Origin of the sequence: Kaistella pullorum, from assembly GCF_014837035.1 — a bacterium.
GTDB classification, from domain to species: Bacteria; Bacteroidota; Bacteroidia; order Flavobacteriales; family Weeksellaceae; genus Kaistella; species Kaistella rhinocerotis.
In genome coordinates this window covers 161580-182085 of the sequence record NZ_JACSPS010000004.1, presented here as the reverse complement: position 1 = coordinate 182085, position 20506 = coordinate 161580, and the positions used below count along the sequence as shown (strand labels likewise).

Below are 20506 nucleotides of genomic sequence, written 5' to 3'. Positions count from 1 at the left end.
AAGGAGCGAAATTTATCGCTCCTTATTTTATCGCTTTTTGTTCGATATCCTTTAAGATCTTATTAAGGTTTCTTACCGCGAGAGATCGGGCGGAGTAATTAAAATGCGGACCTTTTTCTTTGTTTCTGTCTGCATTTACCGTGTTGTTTTCACCATAATAGCCTGTGTTGTAGGATTTGCCGTCTATCGAAACTTCCGAACTTGCCTTCTGTGAATATATTTTGTTTAAAGTCTTCAAGTCATAAATCTCCAGCAATGCAAACGCTTCGTTTTTACTGTATTCGAGCGGCTGCGACAGTTCCACAGCAGAAATTTGATCACTTACTTTCACCGTTCGGATGTTGACTAGATAATCGAAATCTGAATTGATTTTTAAATTTTGCAACTGTTCCAAATCCGGAATAAAAGAGATTTTTGAAGGTAAAAGATTGTCTGACTTTGCTTGATCGACGAAGACCGCGTTACCTTTACTTAGTGTTTCAAATGTTCTTAAAACCTTTTTATTCAGTTTTTCCCTTTCCGAAGAATCCAAATCCAAATATAGATTATTGATCAGAAATTTTTTGTTCTGCGTAAAGACAAGCGCACTGCTTAAACCCTGATAATCTCTTTTAACGGGCACGTAGCAACTCTGCAATAAGTTTAGGGTCATCAAGAATAACAGTATTCTTTTCATCGAGCTATTTATTTAAAACCTTCCAGGCTTCATAAATATCATTTCTTATAAGCAATTCCCGCGCTTCCGAATGAACGTTTTCGTCTGCAGTAAAGTTTCCTTCCGGAAGTTTTTCTACGTTCGCCAGCATCCCCAGGTCGTTGCCTGTGAAAACTTTTGAATTGCGGATGTTTTCCGGCAGTTGATCAAAGCCAATTCCTTTGGTCACCAGGGGTTTCGGAACTTCAAAAAGGTTTTCCACATTGTTTCTCGAGTACCAGTTTCCGCCCAACCTTGCGACCAAATCAAGCTTTTTCTGGTCCAGATTTCCATCATCATTCAGATATTCTTCCCGAAGATGAATTTTTATGACCTCGCAAATCACCAGATTTCCGGCGCCGCCTTCGCTTCCAAGTGGTTTTACTTCCAGGACCTTACATTCCAGATTTACCGGACATTCTTCGATAAGTTTGGGCTGAACAAGATCTGCATCTTTCATCGTCAGTCCTGATTTTACAAACTCGTTTACATCCTTCTCATATTCCGTAGATGCCAGCGAAATCTGCTGTACGATGTTGTAATTTACGATTCCAATGACCACTTCCGGAACCTGCAAAACATTTTCTAAAGTGTGTTTGGTCGTATTGTCACGAACTCTTCGCGCCGGAGAGAATATCACAACCGGCGGATTGGAACTGAATAAATTAAAAAAACTGAATGGACTTAAATTTACATTTCCTTTCGGATCGACCGTTGAAGCCAATGCAATGGGCCGTGGCGCAATGGCCGTTTGCAGCAGCGTTTGTAGCTGAAGGTTATTTAAGTCACTGGGAGATATTGTTTTCATATACTTTTATATTCGACCACTAAGTCACGTGGTTTTTCTGCAGTGGATATTAACACATAAGTCACATTAGGACTTTTTAATTACGGATCGGCTTACTATTTAAGCGTATGTACATGCACATGAACTAAATTACGCACTCTAAGTAAAAACTAATGTGGTAAAAAGTAACTTTAAGGACTACTTCGCCGGTAAAATAGTTCCCGTCACTTCGCCAAATCCCACACGAATCCCGTCTTTTTCCGCATAACCACGCATGATAACAGTGTCGTGGTCTTCAATGAATTTTCTTTCCTGACCGTCATTCAGCTTTAATGGATTCTGTCCGCGCCAGGTTAATTCGAGCATGGAGCCGAAAGATTTCGGGTCCTCACCCGAGATTGTTCCCGATGCATACATGTCACCAACTTCCACGTTGCAGCCGTTTACGGTGTGATGGGCGAGTTGCTGGGCCATATTCCAGTACATATATTTGTAATTGCTTTCAGAAATCAGACATTCTGTACCTTTTTCAGGTTGAAGATAAACCTGTAAGTTAATGTCAAAATTTTTGTTGCCGCTGAACTTTAAATAATCTAAAACAGCCGGCTCCTGCACGGGAGATTCGGTTCTGAAAGGTTCCAAGGCTTCCAGCGTTACGACCCACGGCGATACCGAACTGCCAAAATTTTTCCCGAGGAATGGTCCGAGTGGTACATATTCCCAACTTTGGATGTCGCGCGCTGACCAATCGTTGAACAGAACCATCCCGAATATCGTATCTTCAGCTTCTTCGGTGGAAATGCTGTCGCCCATTTCAGTGTTTTTGTTGACGATGAAAGCCATTTCAAGCTCGAAATCGAGTTGCTTTGAAGGTCCGAAAGTTGGCAAGTCCATATCCGGCGCCTTTGTCTGACCTTTTGGACGGATGATTTCTGTGCCCGAAACAACGATAGATGAGGCGCGGCCGTGATAGCCTACCGGAAGGTGTTTCCAGTTGGGTAACAGTGCAGTTGCGGGATCGCGAAACATTTTCCCCACGTTGGTGGCATGTTCGATGCTGCTGTAGAAATCGGTGTAGTTCGGCACATGCACAGGCATCATCATTTTCACTTTATCCAGATCGAAGAAACAGTCTTCCTTGGTTTTTTCGTCATTCGCGAGTTTTGAATCGTCGCTCAGCAGCTCCTGGAGTTTCACGCGTACCGCATTGGTCACGGGTTTGCCGAGCTCGATAAACTCGTTCAGCGTGTAAGCTTCAAAAACATTCTCGTTAATACCTTCTACTTCGTCGAAGTAGCCATAATCGTAAAGCGTAGCCAGATCAACTACGATATCACCAATCCTGGTGCAGCAGGCGATATATTCCTGATCGAAAACCGCAACGCCAAAAGGGATATTATGAATTGAAAAATCGGAGTCGGGAGCGTAATTTACAAATGATTTCATGTGATTTATTTTAAAGAAAAGGCCCAAAGTTTAAATTGATTTTTAGACTTTGAACCTTCATAATTAATATGTTAGAGCTTATTTTTTATTAAGTGCACTTTCTTCGATCCATCTCTCTTTGGTATTGACATCGATGAGATACAGCACTTTTTTCTGTTTTGTAAGCATCAGCGTTTTGGTCACAGGCAAGCCAATTTTCTGTCCTTCGAGTTTATCAGCGCGAAGTGAAATTATGTTGTCTCGGGACCGCACAATATCGCCGGTGAAAACGTTTGAAGAACTTTTGCCGGTCTGTTTATCATCAAAAACTTCCACATACGTTGCTAAATTTCCATTAATGCTGATGAAACTTCTTTCCGTGTGATCGTCAAAATCCTTTATCAACACAAATTTTGAATTGTCAAGATTTACGTTTTTCAGGTTTTTATTGATGCCGCGGCGCTCCTCCAGCTGATCCAGTACCGCGCTGATGGTGCCATACTGCGCTTTCAGTCCTAAACCTGAAAGTACAAATAGCAATATTAAAAGTGTCTTCCTCATTTGTATTGTTTTTAGCGTTTTTATTTAATGCTAAAGGTTTCCTCTGCGTTCCTGTTCTTTCTCCAGTGCTTCAAATAAAGCCTTGAAATTGCCGGCTCCGAAGCTTTGTGCGCCATGTCTTTCGATGATTTCGAAGAAAAGGGTGGGGCGGTCTTCCACGGGTTTTGTGAAAATCTGCAGCAGATATCCTTCCTCATCACAATCAATTAAGATCCCTAAATCGGATAGTTTTTTGAGATCTTCATCGATTGTTCCTACACGTTCGGGAACCATTTCATAATAAGAGTTTGGTGGCGCAGGTAAAAATTCAATGCCTCTTGCCTTCAGTTCAGTTACGGTTTTTATGATGTCCTTTGTAGCTACGGCGATATGCTGCACGCCTTCACCTTCGTAAAAATCAAGATATTCTTCCACCTGAGACTTTCTTTTTCCTTCTGCAGGCTCATTGATCGGGAATTTTGCGAAACCGTTTCCGTTGCTCATTACTTTGCTCATCAAAGCCGAATATTCGGTGTTGATCTGTTTGTCATCAAAACTAAGGATGTTCACGAAGCCCATCACCTTCTCGTACCATTCTACGGTCGGTATCATGCGGTTCCAGTCGACGTTTCCTACGCAGTGGTCCACATAAAGAAGTCCGACATCCGTTGGATTGTATTCGCTCACCCATTTTTGGTAGCCGGGCATGAATTCTCCGCGGTAATTTTTCCTTTCGATGAACATATGCACCGTCTCGCCGTAGGTATAAATACCTGACATGCGAACTTCGCCGTGCTCATCGGTTAAAGTTAAAGGTTCAAGATATGGTTTTCCGCCACGCTTGGTAGTTTCTTCAAAGGCAGAATATGCATCATCTACCCAAAGCGCCAAAACTTTTACGCCATCACCGTGCTTCTTCTGGTGCTCGCAGATTGGAGAAGAAGAATTTAGCCCAGACGTGAAAACTAACCTTATTTTCCCCTGCTGTACCACATAAGAAGCTCTGTCGCGCACGCCCGTTTCAGGACCGGCATATGCTACGGATTGAAAACCGAACGCAGTCTTGTAAAAATGTGCAGCCTGCTTGGCATTGCCTACATAAAACTCGATATAATCTGTTCCGTTGATGGGTAGAAAGTTCTCAGCCTTTGCTATTTTTTCGGCGAATGTAAGTGTTGACATTTTTTCTTTAATTATTAAATATTGATACTGCTAATCTACAATTTTTTTAAAAAATAATTGCTGCGCCCTTTTCGCAGATGGCTTTCGCAGTTTAGCCTGAATGAAAGAGTGTATAATGAAAAAAATCCCGACGTTGAAGTCGGGATTTTGTTGTTTTTAAAGGCATTTAAACCTTTCGAAAGTTGCTTTTTCAAGCATTTCACGGTCATCGGGATGTGAGATTTCGATGAGTGCGTTGGCTCTCTGTCTCAAGCTTTTTCCGTACAGATACGCCGTTCCGAATTCGGTTACAACATAATGGATATGGCCTCTGGTCGTCACTACGCCGGCGCCGGGTTTTAGATAAGGAACGATCCGTGGGACGCCTTTTTTGGTTCTTGAGGAAATCGCGATGATTGGTTTCCCTCCTTCAGCCAAAGCCGCACCCCGCATAAAATCCATCTGTCCGCCGATCCCGCTGAACTGGAATGTCCCGATAGAATCTGCACAAACCTGGCCTGTAAGGTCAATTTCAATGGCAGAATTTATAGCTACCATATTCTTGTTCTTCATGATGTTGATCGGGTAATTCACATGTTCCACATCCATGAAGGCGAAAGAAGGATTATCGTCGATATAATCGTATAATTTTCTGGTGCCGAAGGCAAAACTCGTGATCGTACGGTTGCTGTGCGTACCTTTATATTTATTGGTGATGATGTCATTGGCAACCAGGTCTACGATGCCGTCGCTGATCATTTCGGTATGGATGCCAAGATCTTTGTGGTTGTGAAGACATTTCAACACGGCATCTGGAATTGTGCCGATTCCCATCTGAAGCGTAGCGCGGTCATCAATCAGTTGTGCAACATTGTTGCCGATCAGAAGTTCTTCCTGGCCCACTTTCGCGCCATAATCTACCGTGAGGAGTTCTTCTTCGTGCCACACCATTTTGTGGATCTTGCTGTGGTGAATCATGCCGTCGCCATGTGTTCGGGGCATTCTTGGGTTCACCTGCGCGATGATGATCTTTGCGGTATCTACAGCGCTCCGGGCAACGTCAACGGAAGTTCCGAGTGTGCAGTAGCCGTGCTGGTCTGGTGGTGAAACGGTGATCATCGCGACATCGATCGGTAAGATGCCTTTCTTAAAAAGCAGCGGAATCTCACTTAAAAAAACAGGGACGAAATCTCCCTGTTCTGAGTTCACAGCCGATCTCACCGGAGTAGAGACGAAAAGTGAATTGATATAGAAACTGTCTTTATATTGTGGCTTGGCGATTTCTACCGTTCCCTGCTGGGTGATCGAGACGAATTCTACACCGCTCAGACGGCTGGCCTGGCGGCCGAGTTCGTCAATCAAATGGTTTGGGGTGCAGGCACTGCCGTGGGAAAAAATCCTGTCGCCGCTTTTGATGAGAGATACCGCCTCTTCGGCGCTTACATATTGAACCATAACTAGTATTTACTTTGATTATACTCCAAAAATACTCAATTCCCTTTACACCCCTGATGAGGAATGTCATTTTTGAATAAAATCATTAAAAAAATAAATTTCGCGTTTCAAAAATCTCTTACTTTGCTCTAAATGAAGCTTTAAATCTTTAAAATTCAAAATGATGAACACAACCATTAGAAATTCTACGCTTTACGGTATTCCGGCGATGTTGCTGGTCTTACCTTTAGTGGCGATGCAGTTTACAAAAGAAGTGAACTGGACGGTTTCCGATTTTGTAATCGGCGGAATACTGCTTTTCGGCACTGCCGGAATCATTGATTTTGTGCTTAGAAAGGTGAAGAGCCGCCGAAACCGCATCATACTCAGTGTGAGTGTGCTGCTGGTTCTTATGCTGATCTGGGCAGAACTGGCCGTCGGGCTTTTTGGGACGCCATTCGCCGGCAGTTAGATTTTAATCAAAAGAAAGCTGCTCCGAAGTTTCGGGGCGGCTTGTTTATGTTTAAAATGTTCGCAAACCTATTCCTGTGAACGGTCTTCCAGATGATTGTCCATTGTGTCCAGCCACGAAGTTTTGTACGTAGGATCTTCCACTTTCAGTGCTTCCTCAGTTAATTTCAAAGGTCTGAAAGGATCCACCATCACCGCATATTCTTCCGTAAATTTTTTCCCGATACTGCGTTCCATTGCGCCGGGATGAGGTCCGTGAACAATTCCGCCCGGATGCAGCGTAAAGTCCATTAAATCTATATGGTTTCGGCTCATGAAATCACCTTCGGTGTAAAAAAGCACTTCGTCTGAATCGATATTGGAGTGGTTGTAAGGTGCCGGAATGGCCAGCGGATGGTAATCGTACATTCTCGCCACAAAGGAGCAAACCACGAAATTGTGCGCCTCGAAAGTCTGGTGAATCGGCGGCGGCAGGTGAACGCGTCCCGTGATTGGTTCAAAATTTTTAATATTAAATTTAAACGGGTAAAAATAGCCGTCCCAGCCCACAACGTCGAATGGATGCGTGGCGTAGATGAAATCCCAGATTTGGTTCTCCTTTTTTACTTTGATTAAGAAATCGCCCTTTTGGTCGATAGGTTCCACGAAAGTCGGTGTCTCAATATCGCGCTCACAAAATGGTGAATGTTCCAGTAATTGCCCAAATTCATTCCTGTAACGCTTCGGCGTGTAGATTGGCGAATGACTTTCAACGATCATGAAGACGTTGTTCTCGCTGAAAAGTTCGAGCTGATAAATGGTGCCGCGCGGAATGATGAGGTAATCTCCGACAGAAAACTCGAGGTTTCCGACAAAAGTTTTTAAGATTCCGGTGCCTTCGTGCACGAAAAGCATTTCATCACATTCGGCATTTTTGTAGAAATATTCTGTTGATATGCGTGGTTTTGCGAGACCCATTTTCAGGTCGTTATTGAGCATGAGGATTTTGCGGCTATCCAGAAAATCGTCTTCGGGCGTCACATTCATGCCTTTGAACATTCTTGGCGTTACGTTTTTCGCAACCGCAATCTTTGGTGTTACATCTTTCGGTTCACTGATCGATTTTATCTGTGTCGGCCGATGGATATGATACAGCAAAGATGAGATTCCGTGAAAACCTTCGGTGCCGAAAAGCTGTTCGTAGTAGAATTTGTCGTCTTCAGATTTAAAAACGGTATGTCTTTTCTGCGGAATTTTCCCGGAATGATGGTATCTCATGTTCTGAACTTTTCTTGATAGTAAAATTAATATTTTTTTTCAGCTTTAAAGATTTATGTAAAAGACCGGTGAAACCTTTAGCCAAAAGAAAATTACGCTTTACCGATTCGCCCCAAATGGGTATTGTGGAAACTGTCTGGAAATTTCAATCCGTAACCGAGGATCCTGTCAAAAGCCGAATGCGTAAACAAAATGATTCCTGCAACTTCCAAATTGTGAATATTTAAATATTTGCCCAAAACAAAACATAGAACTCCGGACGCAAAGTGATGGAAGATATTGTAGGAAACAGCGCCAACGCGATTTCCCGCCGCGTAGCCCAGCATTGAAATATCCGGCATGAAAAAAAAGGCAAGAAACCACCACCAGGAAATTCCGGTTTGGTGAAATGCAAAGATGCCGATGAGGAAAAGTGCGGTATATTCGGCTTTCAGAAGTGTTTTCATAGATCGTTTTTGGCGATGTGTCGGGGAAATTGAGTGTATGTTACCTAAATCCCGCGCTGCGGCAGACGCTCCGGCCCTTACCATCTTGGTTAAGGTGATTTTCTGTATCTTTGCCCTCGAAATTTAAAAAGATTAAATATTTAACCGCACTCAATACGGAGTGCCAAAGACGAACAGATTTTATGAATGCTCCACAAGCAATTATTGAAACAATTCAATTAAAGGATGGTAGAGAGATTACCATCGAGACAGGAAAACTGGCCAAGCAGGCCAACGGATCTGTAGTAGTAAGAATGGGCGGAACGATGCTTCTGGCAACCGTTGTAGCCAACAAAGACGCAAGCCCGGGCGTGGATTTCCTTCCACTGACGGTAGATTACAGAGAGAAATTCTATTCAGGAGGTAAAATCCCCGGAAACTTTTTCCGTAGAGAAGCCAGACCATCTGACGAGGAAATTTTAACGATGAGACTGGTAGACCGCGTTTTGCGTCCGCTTTTCCCGGATGATTTCCACGCGGAAGTTCAGGTGATGATTTCCCTGATTTCTTACGATAAAGAGTGTATGCCTGAAGCACTGGCTGGTTTAGCTGCTTCTGCTGCCATCGCAATTACCGACATCCCTTTCAACGGGCCAATGTCTGAGGTTACTGTTGCGAGAATCGACGGGCAACTTGTTGTTAACCCAAGCAGAGAAAATTTAGAAAAAGCTGATCTGAACATTCTTGTAGGTGCTACCAAAGATTCTATCGTAATGGTAGAAGGTGTGATGGACGAGATAACCGAGGAGGAAATGATCGAGGCCATCAAGTTTGCACATGAAGAGATTAAGGTGCAGGTTGAAGCTCAGGAAAGACTTGCTGAAAGAGTAGGCAAATCTTTACCAAAAAGAGAATACAGCCACGAAAACCACGACGAAGAAATTCGTGAGAAGGTGTGGAAAGAGACTTTCGATAAAGTTTATGAGGTGGCCAAAACCCCGTCTGCAAAAGAAGAAAGACATGAAAACTTCAAGGCAGTTCTTGAGGAGTTCTTAGCTCAATATTCAGAGGAAGAACTGGAAACAGTGAAGCCATTCGCAAAAATCTATTTCCACGATGTGGAAAAAGAAGCGATGCGTCAGATGATCCTTAACGAAAAAATCCGTCTGGATGGCCGTACACCGGAAACCATCCGTCCGATCTGGTCAGAGATCGATTATCTGCCGGGTGCTCACGGTTCTGCCGTGTTTACAAGAGGTGAAACTCAGTCTTTAACAGCAGTAACTTTAGGTTCAGTTAAAGATGCCAACATGGTAGATTCAGTTGCGATTAATTACGACGAGAAATTCTTCCTTCACTATAACTTCCCGCCGTTCTCAACGGGTGAGGCAAGACCTTTAAGAGGAACATCAAGAAGAGAAGTTGGTCACGGTAACCTGGCACAGCGCGCACTTTCCAAAATAATTCCTGCAGAAAACCCTTACACGATCCGTATCGTTTCTGATATTCTAGAATCTAACGGTTCATCTTCAATGGCAACGGTTTGCGCCGGTACATTGGCCTTAATGGATGCAGGTGTACAGATAACAAAACCGGTTTCCGGAATTGCGATGGGATTGGTAACTGATCCTGAATCAGGTAAATTTACCGTACTTTCAGATATCCTGGGAGACGAAGATCACCTGGGAGATATGGACTTTAAAGTAACCGGAACGGCAGATGGAATCACGGCTTGCCAGATGGATATCAAGATCCAGGGACTTTCTATGGACATCATGGAAACCGCTTTGAAGCAAGCGAGAGAAGGCCGTCTTCATATCCTTGGCGAAATGCTGAAAACCATTGATGCACCGAGAACTGATGTGAAACCACACGCTCCGAAAATGGAAGTACTTGAGATTCCTAAGGAATTTATCGGTGCGGTTATCGGGCCTGGCGGAAAGATTATCCAGCAGATGCAGAAAGATTTCGATACGGTTATCGCGATTGAGGAAATCGGTGAGATCGGAAGAATTGAAATTTCCGGCGTTAGCAGAGAGAATATCAACGCGACCATTGCAGCCATCAACGAAATCACTTTCGTACCGACTGTAGGCGAAGTTTACAACGGTAGAGTAGTGAAAGTAATGGATTTCGGTGCTTTCGTAGCAATTGCTAAGGGTACTGAAGGTCTTCTTCACATCTCAGAAATCGAATGGGCAAGACTTGACAAAGTTCCTTACAACGAAGGCGACATGGTGGAAGTGAAATTCATGGGTTATGATGACCGTAAGAAAATGAAACTTTCACGCAAAGTACTTCTTGAAAGACCTCCAAGACCGGAACGTAAGGAAGGCGAGGGCGATAACCGCGAAAACCGCGGCCCAAGAAACGACCGCAGAGACGGTGGTGACAGAAGACCGGGTGGGAACAACAGAGGCGGTAACGACAGACCACAGCACAGTGGGCGCCAAACCGAGAAACCAGCGGGCGAAGACACCTTCAAGCCATTGAATGAAAGTGAACATACAGATGATGTGAAGCCGGAAGGATTTTAATTCTGAATGTATATAAGTACGGAACCACCTCGATTTGAGGTGGTTTTTTTGTACCCCGAATTGCATTCGGGGTGACGCATATTCGACTCCTTCGGAGTCGCGGGATGTGTGCAAGCCGTATGCTGTGATGCGCTTACGCTGCGTTACAGGTAGTCCGTACTCCCCCTTTCTCCGCGAACGGGATTCGGGGTGATGCACGTTCGACTCCTTCGGAGTCGCGCGATGTCCTCCCACGCCCACCACGCCGAACTCCGGAGGAGTTCACTTTCCTTAACCCCACACAAGCGAAGCGCCGTGCGGGGATTACGAGCCTCGGGGCCACGCTCCCACGTCACACCACCCACACCGAACTCCGTAGGAGTTCAATTATCAACCCAAAACCATTTGATGTCGTCCTCGATTTCTGCGTCTTTCCATAAACGGTGAATCTCTTCCTGGAAACTTTCGTTTCTGTGATGGGACTGTTGATTTTTGATATAGTTGATCAGCATATCTTTCACCCTGATGGAGTAGGTGAACGCACAATATTTAATGCCCCACCCGCGAAAATCCGGGAAAAGCCCGGATTGTTTCATCCATTTCGAGGAAGCCACTTTAATATCCTTCACAAGATCAGCCAGGGCGACAGACGGATGCAGGTCAAAAAGGATGTGCACGTGTTCTTCCATCCCGTTAATGCGGTAGAGAACACAGTTTTTGTTTTTAAGAATAGCCCAGATGTAGCGGTACAGTTCCGGGGCCTGGCTTAACGGAATTGTTTTACCGCTTGCTTTAGTACGGAAAACGAGGTGATACAGAATTCGGGTGTAAGCCATAGCGAAAATTTCTGCTTATTGTGATGGAACCACCTTGAGGGACGCTATCGATACAGAACAACCTTGACAAGGTTAAAAGCCGTGATCAGCTGGCTGAGTTTCGGAAGGTTCGCCACATTGCGCGCGTACTTTTGATTGTGATGCCATCTTGTTGTGTTTTAGGTTGTTGAGAAGTTAATGTAGAAATTATTTCGGAATGGGTGAGGTTTTTTTGTTGGTTGGGGAAAAAAAGTCCGAAGTGGGGGACTTCGGAGGTTGTGATTTATTAAAGGTTGTTTTCTTTGTAGTGGGCGCAAAGGGGGAGACTTTGGGCAGCGGGGCTCCGAAGACTTTTGCGCACCGGGGTATAGCTTATAAAGTAGCTTATAATTCCAGTTTAGTCTGTTTACCATTATGTCTTATATTATTAATTGAAGTAATAATGTAAGATTTGTTTTCGTAAGCCTTTGCAATTTGATTAAATTCCTGGGTTATTTCTAAATCAACAAGCATCACGTCCCCAAAACCAAAGTAGATGTCATTTCTTTTTACACGTTCAAAAAAATGGTGGTCCTTAATTATCGCAGATATTTTATGACCTAATTTTGTTAGAAATTGCCACTTGTTTTTTTCATCAAAGACAATCTTGAAAATACTTAAAGGCTCATTTTTCTTTATAATGACTCTTTTGCCATCAGCAATTAGTTGCATGATTTCTTCATTCGAATCCAGTCGATTGTCTGACATTTTTCTAAACATGCTATTTGGTATCTCGATTTGTTTTTCATTTAGTTCACTAACAAATTTTAACCCAGTTACATCTTTATCACCGTCTAACGCGTTAAAAGTATTGTTTATAGTTAAATTCACGACGGGATTATTAAATATAATGTCACCCGATTTACTATTAATTACTTTAATTTCACCACTATTATTTTTAATGATGGTTTGATTATCTTTAGTATTTTCGATTTCTGCAGGCTTTTCTCCACGCAAGAATTTTTTGATAGAGAGTAGGTCAGAAATAGCAGAAATAACTGTGCCCGCAAATTCAATGTTGTTTTTTTGTAGTATTGTAAATACGGTATCTCTAACTGTTTGCTCAGCAAAGATTGCAAAAAGAATTTCAAAACTTCCTTCATCGAAAGTTTTTACTTTTAATTGCAATGGCTGTTCAGGTTGAAGTTCCTTATTGATTTCATTAACAATGATGTTGAAATTGCTTATTGTTTCTGCTAAAATTCTAGCATCAATTTCATGGTTTTTACCTTGAAATACTACTTCAAATTCGTTTTTTTTAATTTCAATCATTTTTCGGAAATGTGTTTGTGATTTTGCAGTTGGCACTTGGGAGCGTGAATAGTTGCCAAGGAAAATTTCTAAAGGTCGAAAAAGGCGGTGTTCTAAAAGCCGCGATTTTCTTATAGACAGCGTTTTTAATTTAAAGTATAAATGACTTTTAAGGAGAGGGACGGTATATACGTATCCGTAAAGAAATTATTATCATCAATTGGTAAATTGGTTATATTAGAACCATTAACAATTACACTTTTGCCTTCGAATTGTTTTAAATATTCTCGCGGTTGTCTGAATGAAAGCATTTCGTAAGTTACTGCCATTTGTACGTTTTCACCAAAAGTGTATCCTATGCCAAGACCGCCATCTAACTTCTGGTTAAATAAGCCTGAGCCTCCCAAAGCCGAATTAAAAGTAACTAGATTTATAGTTGCTACTATATTGAGTCCACGTGGAACAAAATACGGATTACCAGTAGGTGTGCCATCAGCGCCTAATTTTCTGTAATAGCTTCCCCCAAACCAACCATTTAAAATTGGAAAGGAAACTGATGTTGACAATAGAAACGAAATGTTTGCGCTTCTCTCTAAAACCAGAGTAGTATCAATAGGTGAAATTCTTGCCTCATAAAGCGTTTTGTGGGCTCTGTTAAAACCCATTGAAATTCCAAATTTGATTCCCTTAGTTTTTATATTCCCCATTTGGTCAGCTTCACTCTTTGTGATTTCCTTTGTACCTTCAATTTGGCTATTGCAATAACTATACATTAATGTCATTGCAGCAAGAAATAATAATTTTTTCATCGTGTTGATTGTTAAATGTTTATACCAACAAATCTAATATTATTTTTGATGTATTTAACAATTTTTTAAATTGCAGTTAATCTGTAAAAAGCTTCATAGAATTTTAGCGTACAGCTGAACTGTACGCTCAAAGAATATAATTTGAATTTTTTAATGCTCTTATACCAGCTTAAAACTTCCCCACAAACCATCGCTTTTAAAGACGTCATCGCCTACATCGACCAACATTACCATTTCACACCCACAAAATTCAGCAACGGAAATACGGTGAATGAAGCGGGTGAAAATAACGGTTCGTGCAAGGTTTTCTCTTTTGCAAAGCTGAAAGGGCTTAACGAAGAGGAAGCGCTGGCGCTGTTCGGGGAGTTCTACCGGACGGATGTGCTGAAAAATCCTGAGGGTAAAGACCACCAGAACATCCGTAACTTTATGCAATCGGGCTGGGGCGGGATCGCTTTTGAAGGTGAGGTGCTGGCAGAGAAGGGCTAAAGTGCCAAGGGTGTTTGGCTTAATTCTTGAAACCTTACCGGAAAATAAATTATTATGAATCCTACACTCTTAAGAAAGGTCCTGATGTGGGTAGCGCCCATCGCTATCGGTTATGTGATGAAAAAATACGAAGCGAAAAGAGCTAAGAAAACTCAGGAAAAAGCACTGGCGCAAAACGCACATGCATAAAGAAATTCCGTCTCACTTAATGGGACGGAATTTCTTTTTAAATATCGAAGCTTGTGGCTTCGCGGTATTCTTTCAGCAGATTCTCAAAGACTTTTTCTACCGGCAGTATTTCGTCAATTAAAGCCGAAACCTGCCCAATCTCGAGTTCGCCTTCCTCCAGATCACCTTCGAACATTCCGCGTTTTGCGCGCGCACGGCCGAGCGTTTGTTTTAGAGCGTCGGCATCACGGCCTGTTTCGTAAAGCTTTTCAAGGTCGTGGAAGAACTTGTTCTTTACCAGTCTTACGGGCGCGAGTTCTTTAAGCGTGAGCTGCGTGTCGCCTTCGTTGAGGGTGATGACTTTGTTTTTCCAGTCGGTATGTGAACTTGCTTCTTCGGTGGCTGCGAAACGCGAACCGATCTGAACGCCGTCGGCACCCAGAATCATCGCGGCTTTCATCTGCGAACCGAGTGCAATTCCACCCGCGGCAATCAGTGGTTTCGAGATATGTTTTTTAACGTTTGGGATCAGGCAGAAAGTCGTGGTTTCGTCGCGGCCGTTGTGCCCGCCGGCTTCAAAACCTTCGGCAACAATTGCGTCAACACCCGCGTCTTCGCATTTCATTGCAAACTTAGTGGAAGAAACCACGTGCGCTACTTTGAGGCCTTCTTTCTGAAGAGTTTCTGTGTAGGTTTTTGGGTTTCCGGCGGAGGTGAAAACAATCTTCACGCCTTCTTCCAGGATTATTTTAATGACTTCATCCAGGTTAGGATAGAGCATCGGAATGTTCACGCCAAATGGTTTATCAGTCGCGGCTTTACACTTGCGGATGTTTTCGCGCAAAATATCGGGATACATGCTGCCGGCACCGATGAGTCCGAGACCGCCATTGTTGGAAACCGCGGAGGCGAGACGCCAGCCTGAATGCCAGATCATGCCGCCCTGAATGATGGGATATTTGATTTCGAAGAGTTGAGTGATGGTATTGGTCATGGGGGTAAAATTAAAGAAAAAAGAGGCAGGATAAAAGGATGAAGTGTAAAGGATGAAGATGATGGATGGAGGATGGAGGATGGAGGAGAGTGTGACAAAAGGTTTGGGTTTGCTTCTCCGCCGCGGCGGATCGCAAGGACGCTTGTTAAAGGGGGATCGCAAGGATGCAAAAAAAATCTCCGCGGGAAGCGGAGATTGTGTTTTAGTTTGAGGCGGTAGTCTTGCGCCAGTCTGTTTTGAAGGTGCAGGTTTTGTACCGGTCGTTGATCGAGATGAAGACGTTTGGCAGTCTTTCTTTCACCCATTGCTCTACCATTTCATTCTTCTTCTTGTTGAGCGCCATCTGCTTGATGCGGTCGTAGTCGGTGTTGATGTCGAGCTGGTGTGCCGCGATGACGTCATCAACCTTGATGATTGAAACCACTTTACGGTCACGTTCTGTATCCTGGAAAACATCGGTGATGTCGCCTTTGTTTAGACCCGCGATCTGATAAGACAGGGTAGGCGGAAGGTTCAGCTTCTCGATACGGTCTGAGCCGTCCTGCGAAGTGACGATGCCCGCGTTGAACTTGGTCTGTTTGTCGTCTGAAAAACGGTAAGCAGCTTCCTTGAAGGTAAGCTTTCCTTCCATTATCAAAGTACGGATGCTGTCGAGTTCTTTGCGTGCAGTGGCGATTTCGTCAGCATTTGGTTCTGCTTTTAGCAGGATATGGCGTGCATCGTACATCCGGCCGCTCTTCTTCACGAGCTGGATGAGGTGATAGCCAAATTCTGATTCTACAGGCTCTGAAAGCTCGCCTTCCTGAAGATTGAGCGCTGCGGCCTCGAACGGTTTTACCATCTTGCCACGTGCGATATTGGTGTAAAGTCCACCGTTGGATGCTGAGCCGGGATCATCAGAATAAATTCTGGCCTGGCTTTCGAAAGATTCGCCACCTTCGATGTCTTTTTTGATTTTATTCAGACGCGCAATGATCTCGTTTTTGTGATCGTCTGTCAGTTTTGGGTACATCGTGATCTGCGAAAGGCTTACTTCATCTTTTACTTCCGGCAGCTGAAATTTGTACATATTGAAGAAATCGGTAACCTCGTTCGGCGTTACATCCGCCTTATCGGTGATGCGCTGAAACTTCATCTGGCCGTAGTAATTATCGGTATCGATTTTCTCAATGGCATTTTTCATTTCATAAGACGTGCGGAACTTGTACGTGGTGAGCATCGTTTTTTCGTCTGGAAACTGGCCAAGGATTTGCGTATACTTTTGGTTTGCCTGCTCCTTGATCGCCTGAGAACGGTTTTCGATAAGCGTATCACGTTTCGCTTCGTAAATAAGGAGTTTGTTGCTGATAATGCTTTCCACGAACTCGCATTTGTCTGCTACCTGTGCGCCCTGCTGTTTTGCGAAGTTTGCCTGGTCTTCAATGTCTGATTCCAGAATAATTTCGTCTCCCACTACCACCGCGATGCCGTCTACCAGGTCGCCGGTTTTCAGCTGTGCACTGATGTTGATGCTGAAAAAGCTGAGGATGAATGTGGTGAGAAGAACGAATTTTATGTGTCTGTTCATTATCTGTTTATTTTTACGATTTGCAAAATTATCAATCTGGCCGACATAACCTGCATGTTTTGTTATAATTATTTCTTAAAGTTCTTTTCAAGGTCGGCTCTGAAAGCGGGTTCTATTACGATTTTGGTTTTTGCCTTTTGCGTGGCGATGATCTCTCGAAGTTTTTCTTCGGTCACGGCATCTTTCAGCATTTCGGCAGATTCTGCTTCCGTCATCTGCATCGGCGGCAAAATATTGTCGATTGCAATCACCAGATCGCGCTCAGCCATTTTAGTCTGATGGATTCCGGTTTTGAAAGGGACTTTGTACTTGGTGAAGACATCAGCATCTTCAGACATTTCGCCTTTCTCAAAATGTACCAAGATCTGCTTTTTGTCATTCAGCTTGCCGTAATATTTCCCGTTCAGCGCGTCCCAGTTCTTTGGCGTTTTAATCTCTTTCGCAATTTCTTTTGTCAGCTTAGGGTCTGCAATGATCGCCACGCGGCCTTCGGCACGGTTGCCCCACATGTAGCGGGATTTGTTTCGGTTGTAGTTCTCGGTAAGCCACTGCGGGTTTTTTGCAATTTCTTCGCTGATGTATTTTGAGAAAATATAATCCGAGTAGAGACCGCGTTTGTAGTCGTCAAGTTCTGCCTTGATGTTTTTCTGCGTGGCGAAATTTTCGCTGTAGTAGCCCAGAAGATGTCCGTGCTGTACACTTTCGAGCGCTTCACCCCAAATGGCAGGAGACATTTTCTCAGCTTCGGATTTTTGGTCGCCAATCAGTGTCTTGATGTCCCCAACGGTGGTCTTTCGGCTCCCGGTAGCGTATAAAACGGTATTGTCTTTGGCCGCAGCAAAGGCCTGGTAGGATTTTTTTGCCTGCTGATATTCTGGGAACTCTTTGTACGAAGGGTCTGCCTTCAGGTAAGCGATCATCGCATCCTGAAGTTTTTCGCCGTAAAGTGTAGCGTTCATGTCTTTGATGAAAAAGTCGCGGTTTTTTTCAGTCAGCGTGTAGGGCTCAACATTATAAATATTAAAAACAAAATATTTGTCGCCAAAAAGTACAGGTTCAGGCGTATAATAGCCAGATTTCTGCCCTTTGAACAAGTTGTAAATCTCCGCAGGAAGCGTAGGTGAACCCATCACCACGCCGCCGCTTTCCTTCTCGTGTTCAGAAGCGCCGTAAAGTTTCGCGACTTCGCGAAAAGATTTACCGGCATTAAGGTCCGTGTAAATCTTGTTTTTTGTGGTTTCGTAATTTTCGTCTTTCGGGATAGAAAGTGTGCCGAAAATCATGTAGCCCAAGCTTGGCCGTGAACTTAAAACTTTAGCGAAAGCCACATAGCCGGGCGTGTCAATCAACTTAGTATAGCTGTTGTTCGGCAGGTTTTTAAGTTCGTCGTAAAGGTTAATGTCAACACTTCCGGGTTTGACAAAGATAGCCGCCGGATTTCCTTTGGTGTACTTCTTCACCGCCTCATCCATCGCTATTTTACCCGATTTTACATCGCTGTAGATATGCTGATAATTGTTTTTATCGCCTTCCGTTTTTTGGATGATGAAAATCTGCACCTCCTTTTCAGTAAGGTTGTCTTTCATATAACCATTCAGCACAGGATCAATCACTTGCTTTGGATAGAAAAACTTTTCACGCAGTTCACCTTCTTTCTCCACCATCTTTTCACGAAAAGCCATCGTGGTGTCGGCCTTCTTTTCCGCGGCGAACTGCTGAAGAAGAATAAAGTCTTCAGTAGAAGCCAGCGTCTTTTCTACGCCGGTGTTTTGCAGACCGTACTGGTATTCTTTCTTGAAGTTGGCCAGCGAAATACTGTCTTTCCCGATAATCATGTACTGGGCCTGCAATGCAAGTCCCACCATTAAAGTAAAACCAAATGAAAATATTTTTTTCATACTATGTTGCGATATTGTGCTTATGATTTGTTTAAAGATTTCAAATGAAACCGGCAGTTAGACTTCCACTTCAAACGAAGTCAATTCTTTGAACTCCTGAATTCTGCCATTCATTTCTTCTTCCGTCACTTCCTGAAGTTTTTCGGTTCCGAATTTTTCTACGGTGAACGACGCCATCGCAGAACCCACGATCAGCGCAGACTTCATCGTTTCGAAACTGAAATCGCCTTTTTTCGCGAGGTAAGACGCAAAACCGCCAGCAAAAGTGTCTCCCGCACCGGTAGGATCGAAAACCTCTTCAAGCAAAAGTGCCGGAATTGCGAAAACTTTACCCGCATGGAAAAGTAGTGCGCCATGTTCACCTTTTTTGATGATCACATATTCCGGACCCATCGCGTGGATTTTTTTAGCTGCTTTGATCAATGAATATTCACCTGAAAGTTGGCGCGCTTCTTCGTCGTTGATGGTGATGACATCGGTTTTTGCGATCATCTGCATCAAAACGTCCCAGGCTGTATCCATCCAGAAATTCATCGTGTCGAGAATCACCAGTTTTGGCTTTTGGTTCATTTTTTCTAAAACTGAAAGCTGAACACCCGGATGAAGGTTTCCAAGCATAAGAATTTCCGCATCCTGCATGGAATCCGGAATCTTAGGGTCAAAATTTTCAAGTACATTCACTTCAGTCGCAAGGGTGTCGCGGGAGTTCAGATCGTTGTGGTATTTGCCGCTCCAGAAGAAGGTTTTACCGTCTTTCACGATTTCTATTCCTTCGATATTTACGCCACGGTTTGTCAGCATATCGAGATCAGATTGCGGAAAATCTCCTCCAACTACCGACACAATACCCGATTTTACATTCAGAATAGAAGCTGCGATGCCTATATAAGTTGCGGCGCCGCCTAAAATTTTGTCAGTTTTCCCGAATGGTGTTTCAATGGCGTCAAAAGCGACGGATCCTACGACTAAAAGTTTCATATATATTTATTATTATTTCGAATTATGGGAACTTATCGGTTACCTCCACTCAAAAGTATCGATAAGGTGTTGAAGGTCTTTTTTGATATAATCTACGGCTGGCGCCAGTGAATCTGGCTTTGGCCTGGAATTGAAATATAAGTTGGCGGTAACATAATGTCGCGTAGAATCGGTCACGAAAAACTGCACGTTGGACGCAGTAGGACCTTTCAGTTCATAAAAATTACCGAAGACCTTTCGTTCCGGATAGCTGAAAGATTTGGTGTCGATCGCGCTTGCTTTTATGGTGTGCTCGTAAACCATTTTCTCGGACTCCTTGATGTGCAGTGCGAAATCATTTTTCACCGGGAAATAGGTGATAAAGACTTTGGCCTTCATTTCCGGGTAAGAAATGTAATACCAACATTCATTTTTGGCATTTTCAATTTTGGCAAAAGCCGAATGCTCAAATGAAAACCCACACGGCGAGCTGTACCGAGTATATTTGGCTGCAGGATATTCTAACCGAAGTTCACCGCTGGGTTTCGGTTTCGCATCCTCTGCGCACGAAATGGTGAAAAGTCCCAGTAAAGTGATAATTAGGTTTTTAAACATCGCGCAAAAGTACGAATTTGGTTTGAGATTTCGGCGGGGAGTTGTGTGGTGTAAAGTCTGAAGCAAAGCAGTTTTAAAAAGCAGAATTTAGGAACCCTCTTTAGGTGTTTATCAATCATTTAATTCCGAGAATCCCTAAATTCTATTTTTAAAAAATCAGTTTGAGGAACAACTGCTTTAGACATTAGACTGCG

20 protein-coding genes are annotated in these 20506 nt (G+C 43.4%); 4 read left to right on the top strand and 16 right to left on the bottom strand.

Annotation, left to right across the window (positions count from 1 at the left end):
• Window positions 1-22: 22 nt before the first annotated feature.
• The 6 genes from H9628_RS11215 to H9628_RS11190 all read right to left on the bottom strand — a co-directional run bounded on the left by H9628_RS11215 (window position 23) and on the right by H9628_RS11190 (window position 6062).
• Window positions 23-676 carry a hypothetical protein gene (locus H9628_RS11215; protein WP_251834229.1) on the bottom strand — a complete coding sequence of 218 codons (654 nt, stop codon included), beginning with the start codon at window positions 674-676 and terminating at the stop codon, window positions 23-25.
• Between the two features lie 4 nt (window positions 677-680).
• Complete coding sequence (locus H9628_RS11210; RefSeq protein WP_251834228.1) at window positions 681-1502, bottom strand: flavin reductase family protein; 822 nt, start codon at window positions 1500-1502, stop codon at window positions 681-683.
• 177 nt (window positions 1503-1679) lie between these two features.
• Window positions 1680-2927 (bottom strand): fumarylacetoacetase, encoded by a 1248-nt coding sequence (gene fahA, locus H9628_RS11205; RefSeq protein WP_251834227.1) that lies wholly within the window; start codon window positions 2925-2927, stop codon window positions 1680-1682.
• Window positions 2928-3005: 78 nt separating this feature from the next.
• Window positions 3006-3467, bottom strand: coding sequence for a hypothetical protein (locus tag H9628_RS11200; RefSeq protein ID WP_251834226.1), 462 nt, complete (start codon window positions 3465-3467; stop codon window positions 3006-3008).
• Window positions 3468-3497: 30 nt separating this feature from the next.
• Complete coding sequence (hppD, locus tag H9628_RS11195) at window positions 3498-4628, bottom strand: 4-hydroxyphenylpyruvate dioxygenase (protein ID WP_251834225.1); 1131 nt, start codon at window positions 4626-4628, stop codon at window positions 3498-3500.
• Window positions 4629-4784: 156 nt separating this feature from the next.
• The gene (locus tag H9628_RS11190; protein WP_251834224.1) at window positions 4785-6062 is read right to left on the bottom strand and encodes an acetyl-CoA hydrolase/transferase family protein; all 1278 of its coding nucleotides are present in this window, start codon (window positions 6060-6062) and stop codon (window positions 4785-4787) included.
• Between the two features lie 163 nt (window positions 6063-6225).
• Here H9628_RS11190 and H9628_RS11185 point away from each other — a divergent pair, with 163 nt between their 5' ends.
• The gene (locus H9628_RS11185) at window positions 6226-6513 is read left to right on the top strand and encodes a hypothetical protein (protein ID WP_251834223.1); all 288 of its coding nucleotides are present in this window, start codon (window positions 6226-6228) and stop codon (window positions 6511-6513) included.
• A gap of 68 nt (window positions 6514-6581) precedes the next feature.
• On the opposite strand, the gene H9628_RS11180 is transcribed toward H9628_RS11185, so the two are convergent.
• Both H9628_RS11180 and H9628_RS11175 read right to left on the bottom strand, forming a co-directional pair.
• Window positions 6582-7769, bottom strand: coding sequence for a homogentisate 1,2-dioxygenase (locus H9628_RS11180; protein WP_251834222.1), 1188 nt, complete (start codon window positions 7767-7769; stop codon window positions 6582-6584).
• 92 nt (window positions 7770-7861) lie between these two features.
• Complete coding sequence (locus H9628_RS11175; RefSeq protein WP_251834221.1) at window positions 7862-8215, bottom strand: DUF4260 domain-containing protein; 354 nt, start codon at window positions 8213-8215, stop codon at window positions 7862-7864.
• 182 nt (window positions 8216-8397) lie between these two features.
• Here H9628_RS11175 and H9628_RS11170 point away from each other — a divergent pair, with 182 nt between their 5' ends.
• Window positions 8398-10731 carry a polyribonucleotide nucleotidyltransferase gene (locus H9628_RS11170; RefSeq protein WP_251834220.1) on the top strand — a complete coding sequence of 778 codons (2334 nt, stop codon included), beginning with the start codon at window positions 8398-8400 and terminating at the stop codon, window positions 10729-10731.
• Window positions 10732-11093: 362 nt separating this feature from the next.
• Here the strand turns inward: H9628_RS11170 and H9628_RS11165 are convergent, their stop codons facing one another.
• From H9628_RS11165 to H9628_RS11155, 3 genes are all read right to left on the bottom strand, one after another.
• Window positions 11094-11546, bottom strand: a complete 453-nt coding sequence (locus tag H9628_RS11165; RefSeq protein ID WP_251834219.1) for a transposase — start codon at window positions 11544-11546, stop codon at window positions 11094-11096.
• A 363-nt stretch (window positions 11547-11909) separates the two neighbouring features.
• Window positions 11910-12836, bottom strand: coding sequence for a hypothetical protein (locus tag H9628_RS11160; protein ID WP_251834218.1), 927 nt, complete (start codon window positions 12834-12836; stop codon window positions 11910-11912).
• A 125-nt stretch (window positions 12837-12961) separates the two neighbouring features.
• Window positions 12962-13624, bottom strand: coding sequence for a hypothetical protein (locus tag H9628_RS11155; RefSeq protein ID WP_251834217.1), 663 nt, complete (start codon window positions 13622-13624; stop codon window positions 12962-12964).
• A gap of 153 nt (window positions 13625-13777) precedes the next feature.
• Between H9628_RS11155 and H9628_RS11150 the strand changes: the two genes are divergently transcribed.
• A complete protein-coding gene (locus H9628_RS11150; RefSeq protein WP_251834216.1) occupies window positions 13778-14113 on the top strand; it encodes a HopJ type III effector protein in 336 nt (111 codons plus the stop codon).
• 54 nt (window positions 14114-14167) lie between these two features.
• On the top strand, window positions 14168-14302 hold the full coding sequence (locus tag H9628_RS11935) for a hypothetical protein (protein WP_262891810.1): 135 nt from the start codon (window positions 14168-14170) through the stop codon (window positions 14300-14302).
• 37 nt (window positions 14303-14339) lie between these two features.
• Here H9628_RS11935 and H9628_RS11145 read toward each other — a convergent pair whose 3' ends face one another.
• The 5 genes from H9628_RS11145 to gldD all read right to left on the bottom strand — a co-directional run bounded on the left by H9628_RS11145 (window position 14340) and on the right by gldD (window position 20312).
• The gene (locus tag H9628_RS11145; RefSeq protein WP_251834215.1) at window positions 14340-15275 is read right to left on the bottom strand and encodes an NAD(P)H-dependent flavin oxidoreductase; all 936 of its coding nucleotides are present in this window, start codon (window positions 15273-15275) and stop codon (window positions 14340-14342) included.
• 202 nt (window positions 15276-15477) lie between these two features.
• Window positions 15478-16842, bottom strand: a complete 1365-nt coding sequence (locus tag H9628_RS11140; RefSeq protein ID WP_251834214.1) for a peptidylprolyl isomerase — start codon at window positions 16840-16842, stop codon at window positions 15478-15480.
• Between the two features lie 68 nt (window positions 16843-16910).
• Window positions 16911-18740 (bottom strand): peptidylprolyl isomerase, encoded by a 1830-nt coding sequence (locus H9628_RS11135; RefSeq protein WP_251834213.1) that lies wholly within the window; start codon window positions 18738-18740, stop codon window positions 16911-16913.
• A 57-nt stretch (window positions 18741-18797) separates the two neighbouring features.
• Window positions 18798-19718 (bottom strand): PfkB family carbohydrate kinase, encoded by a 921-nt coding sequence (locus tag H9628_RS11130; protein WP_251834212.1) that lies wholly within the window; start codon window positions 19716-19718, stop codon window positions 18798-18800.
• A 39-nt stretch (window positions 19719-19757) separates the two neighbouring features.
• Complete coding sequence (gldD, locus tag H9628_RS11125; protein WP_251834211.1) at window positions 19758-20312, bottom strand: gliding motility lipoprotein GldD; 555 nt, start codon at window positions 20310-20312, stop codon at window positions 19758-19760.
• Window positions 20313-20506: the final 194 nt, after the last annotated feature.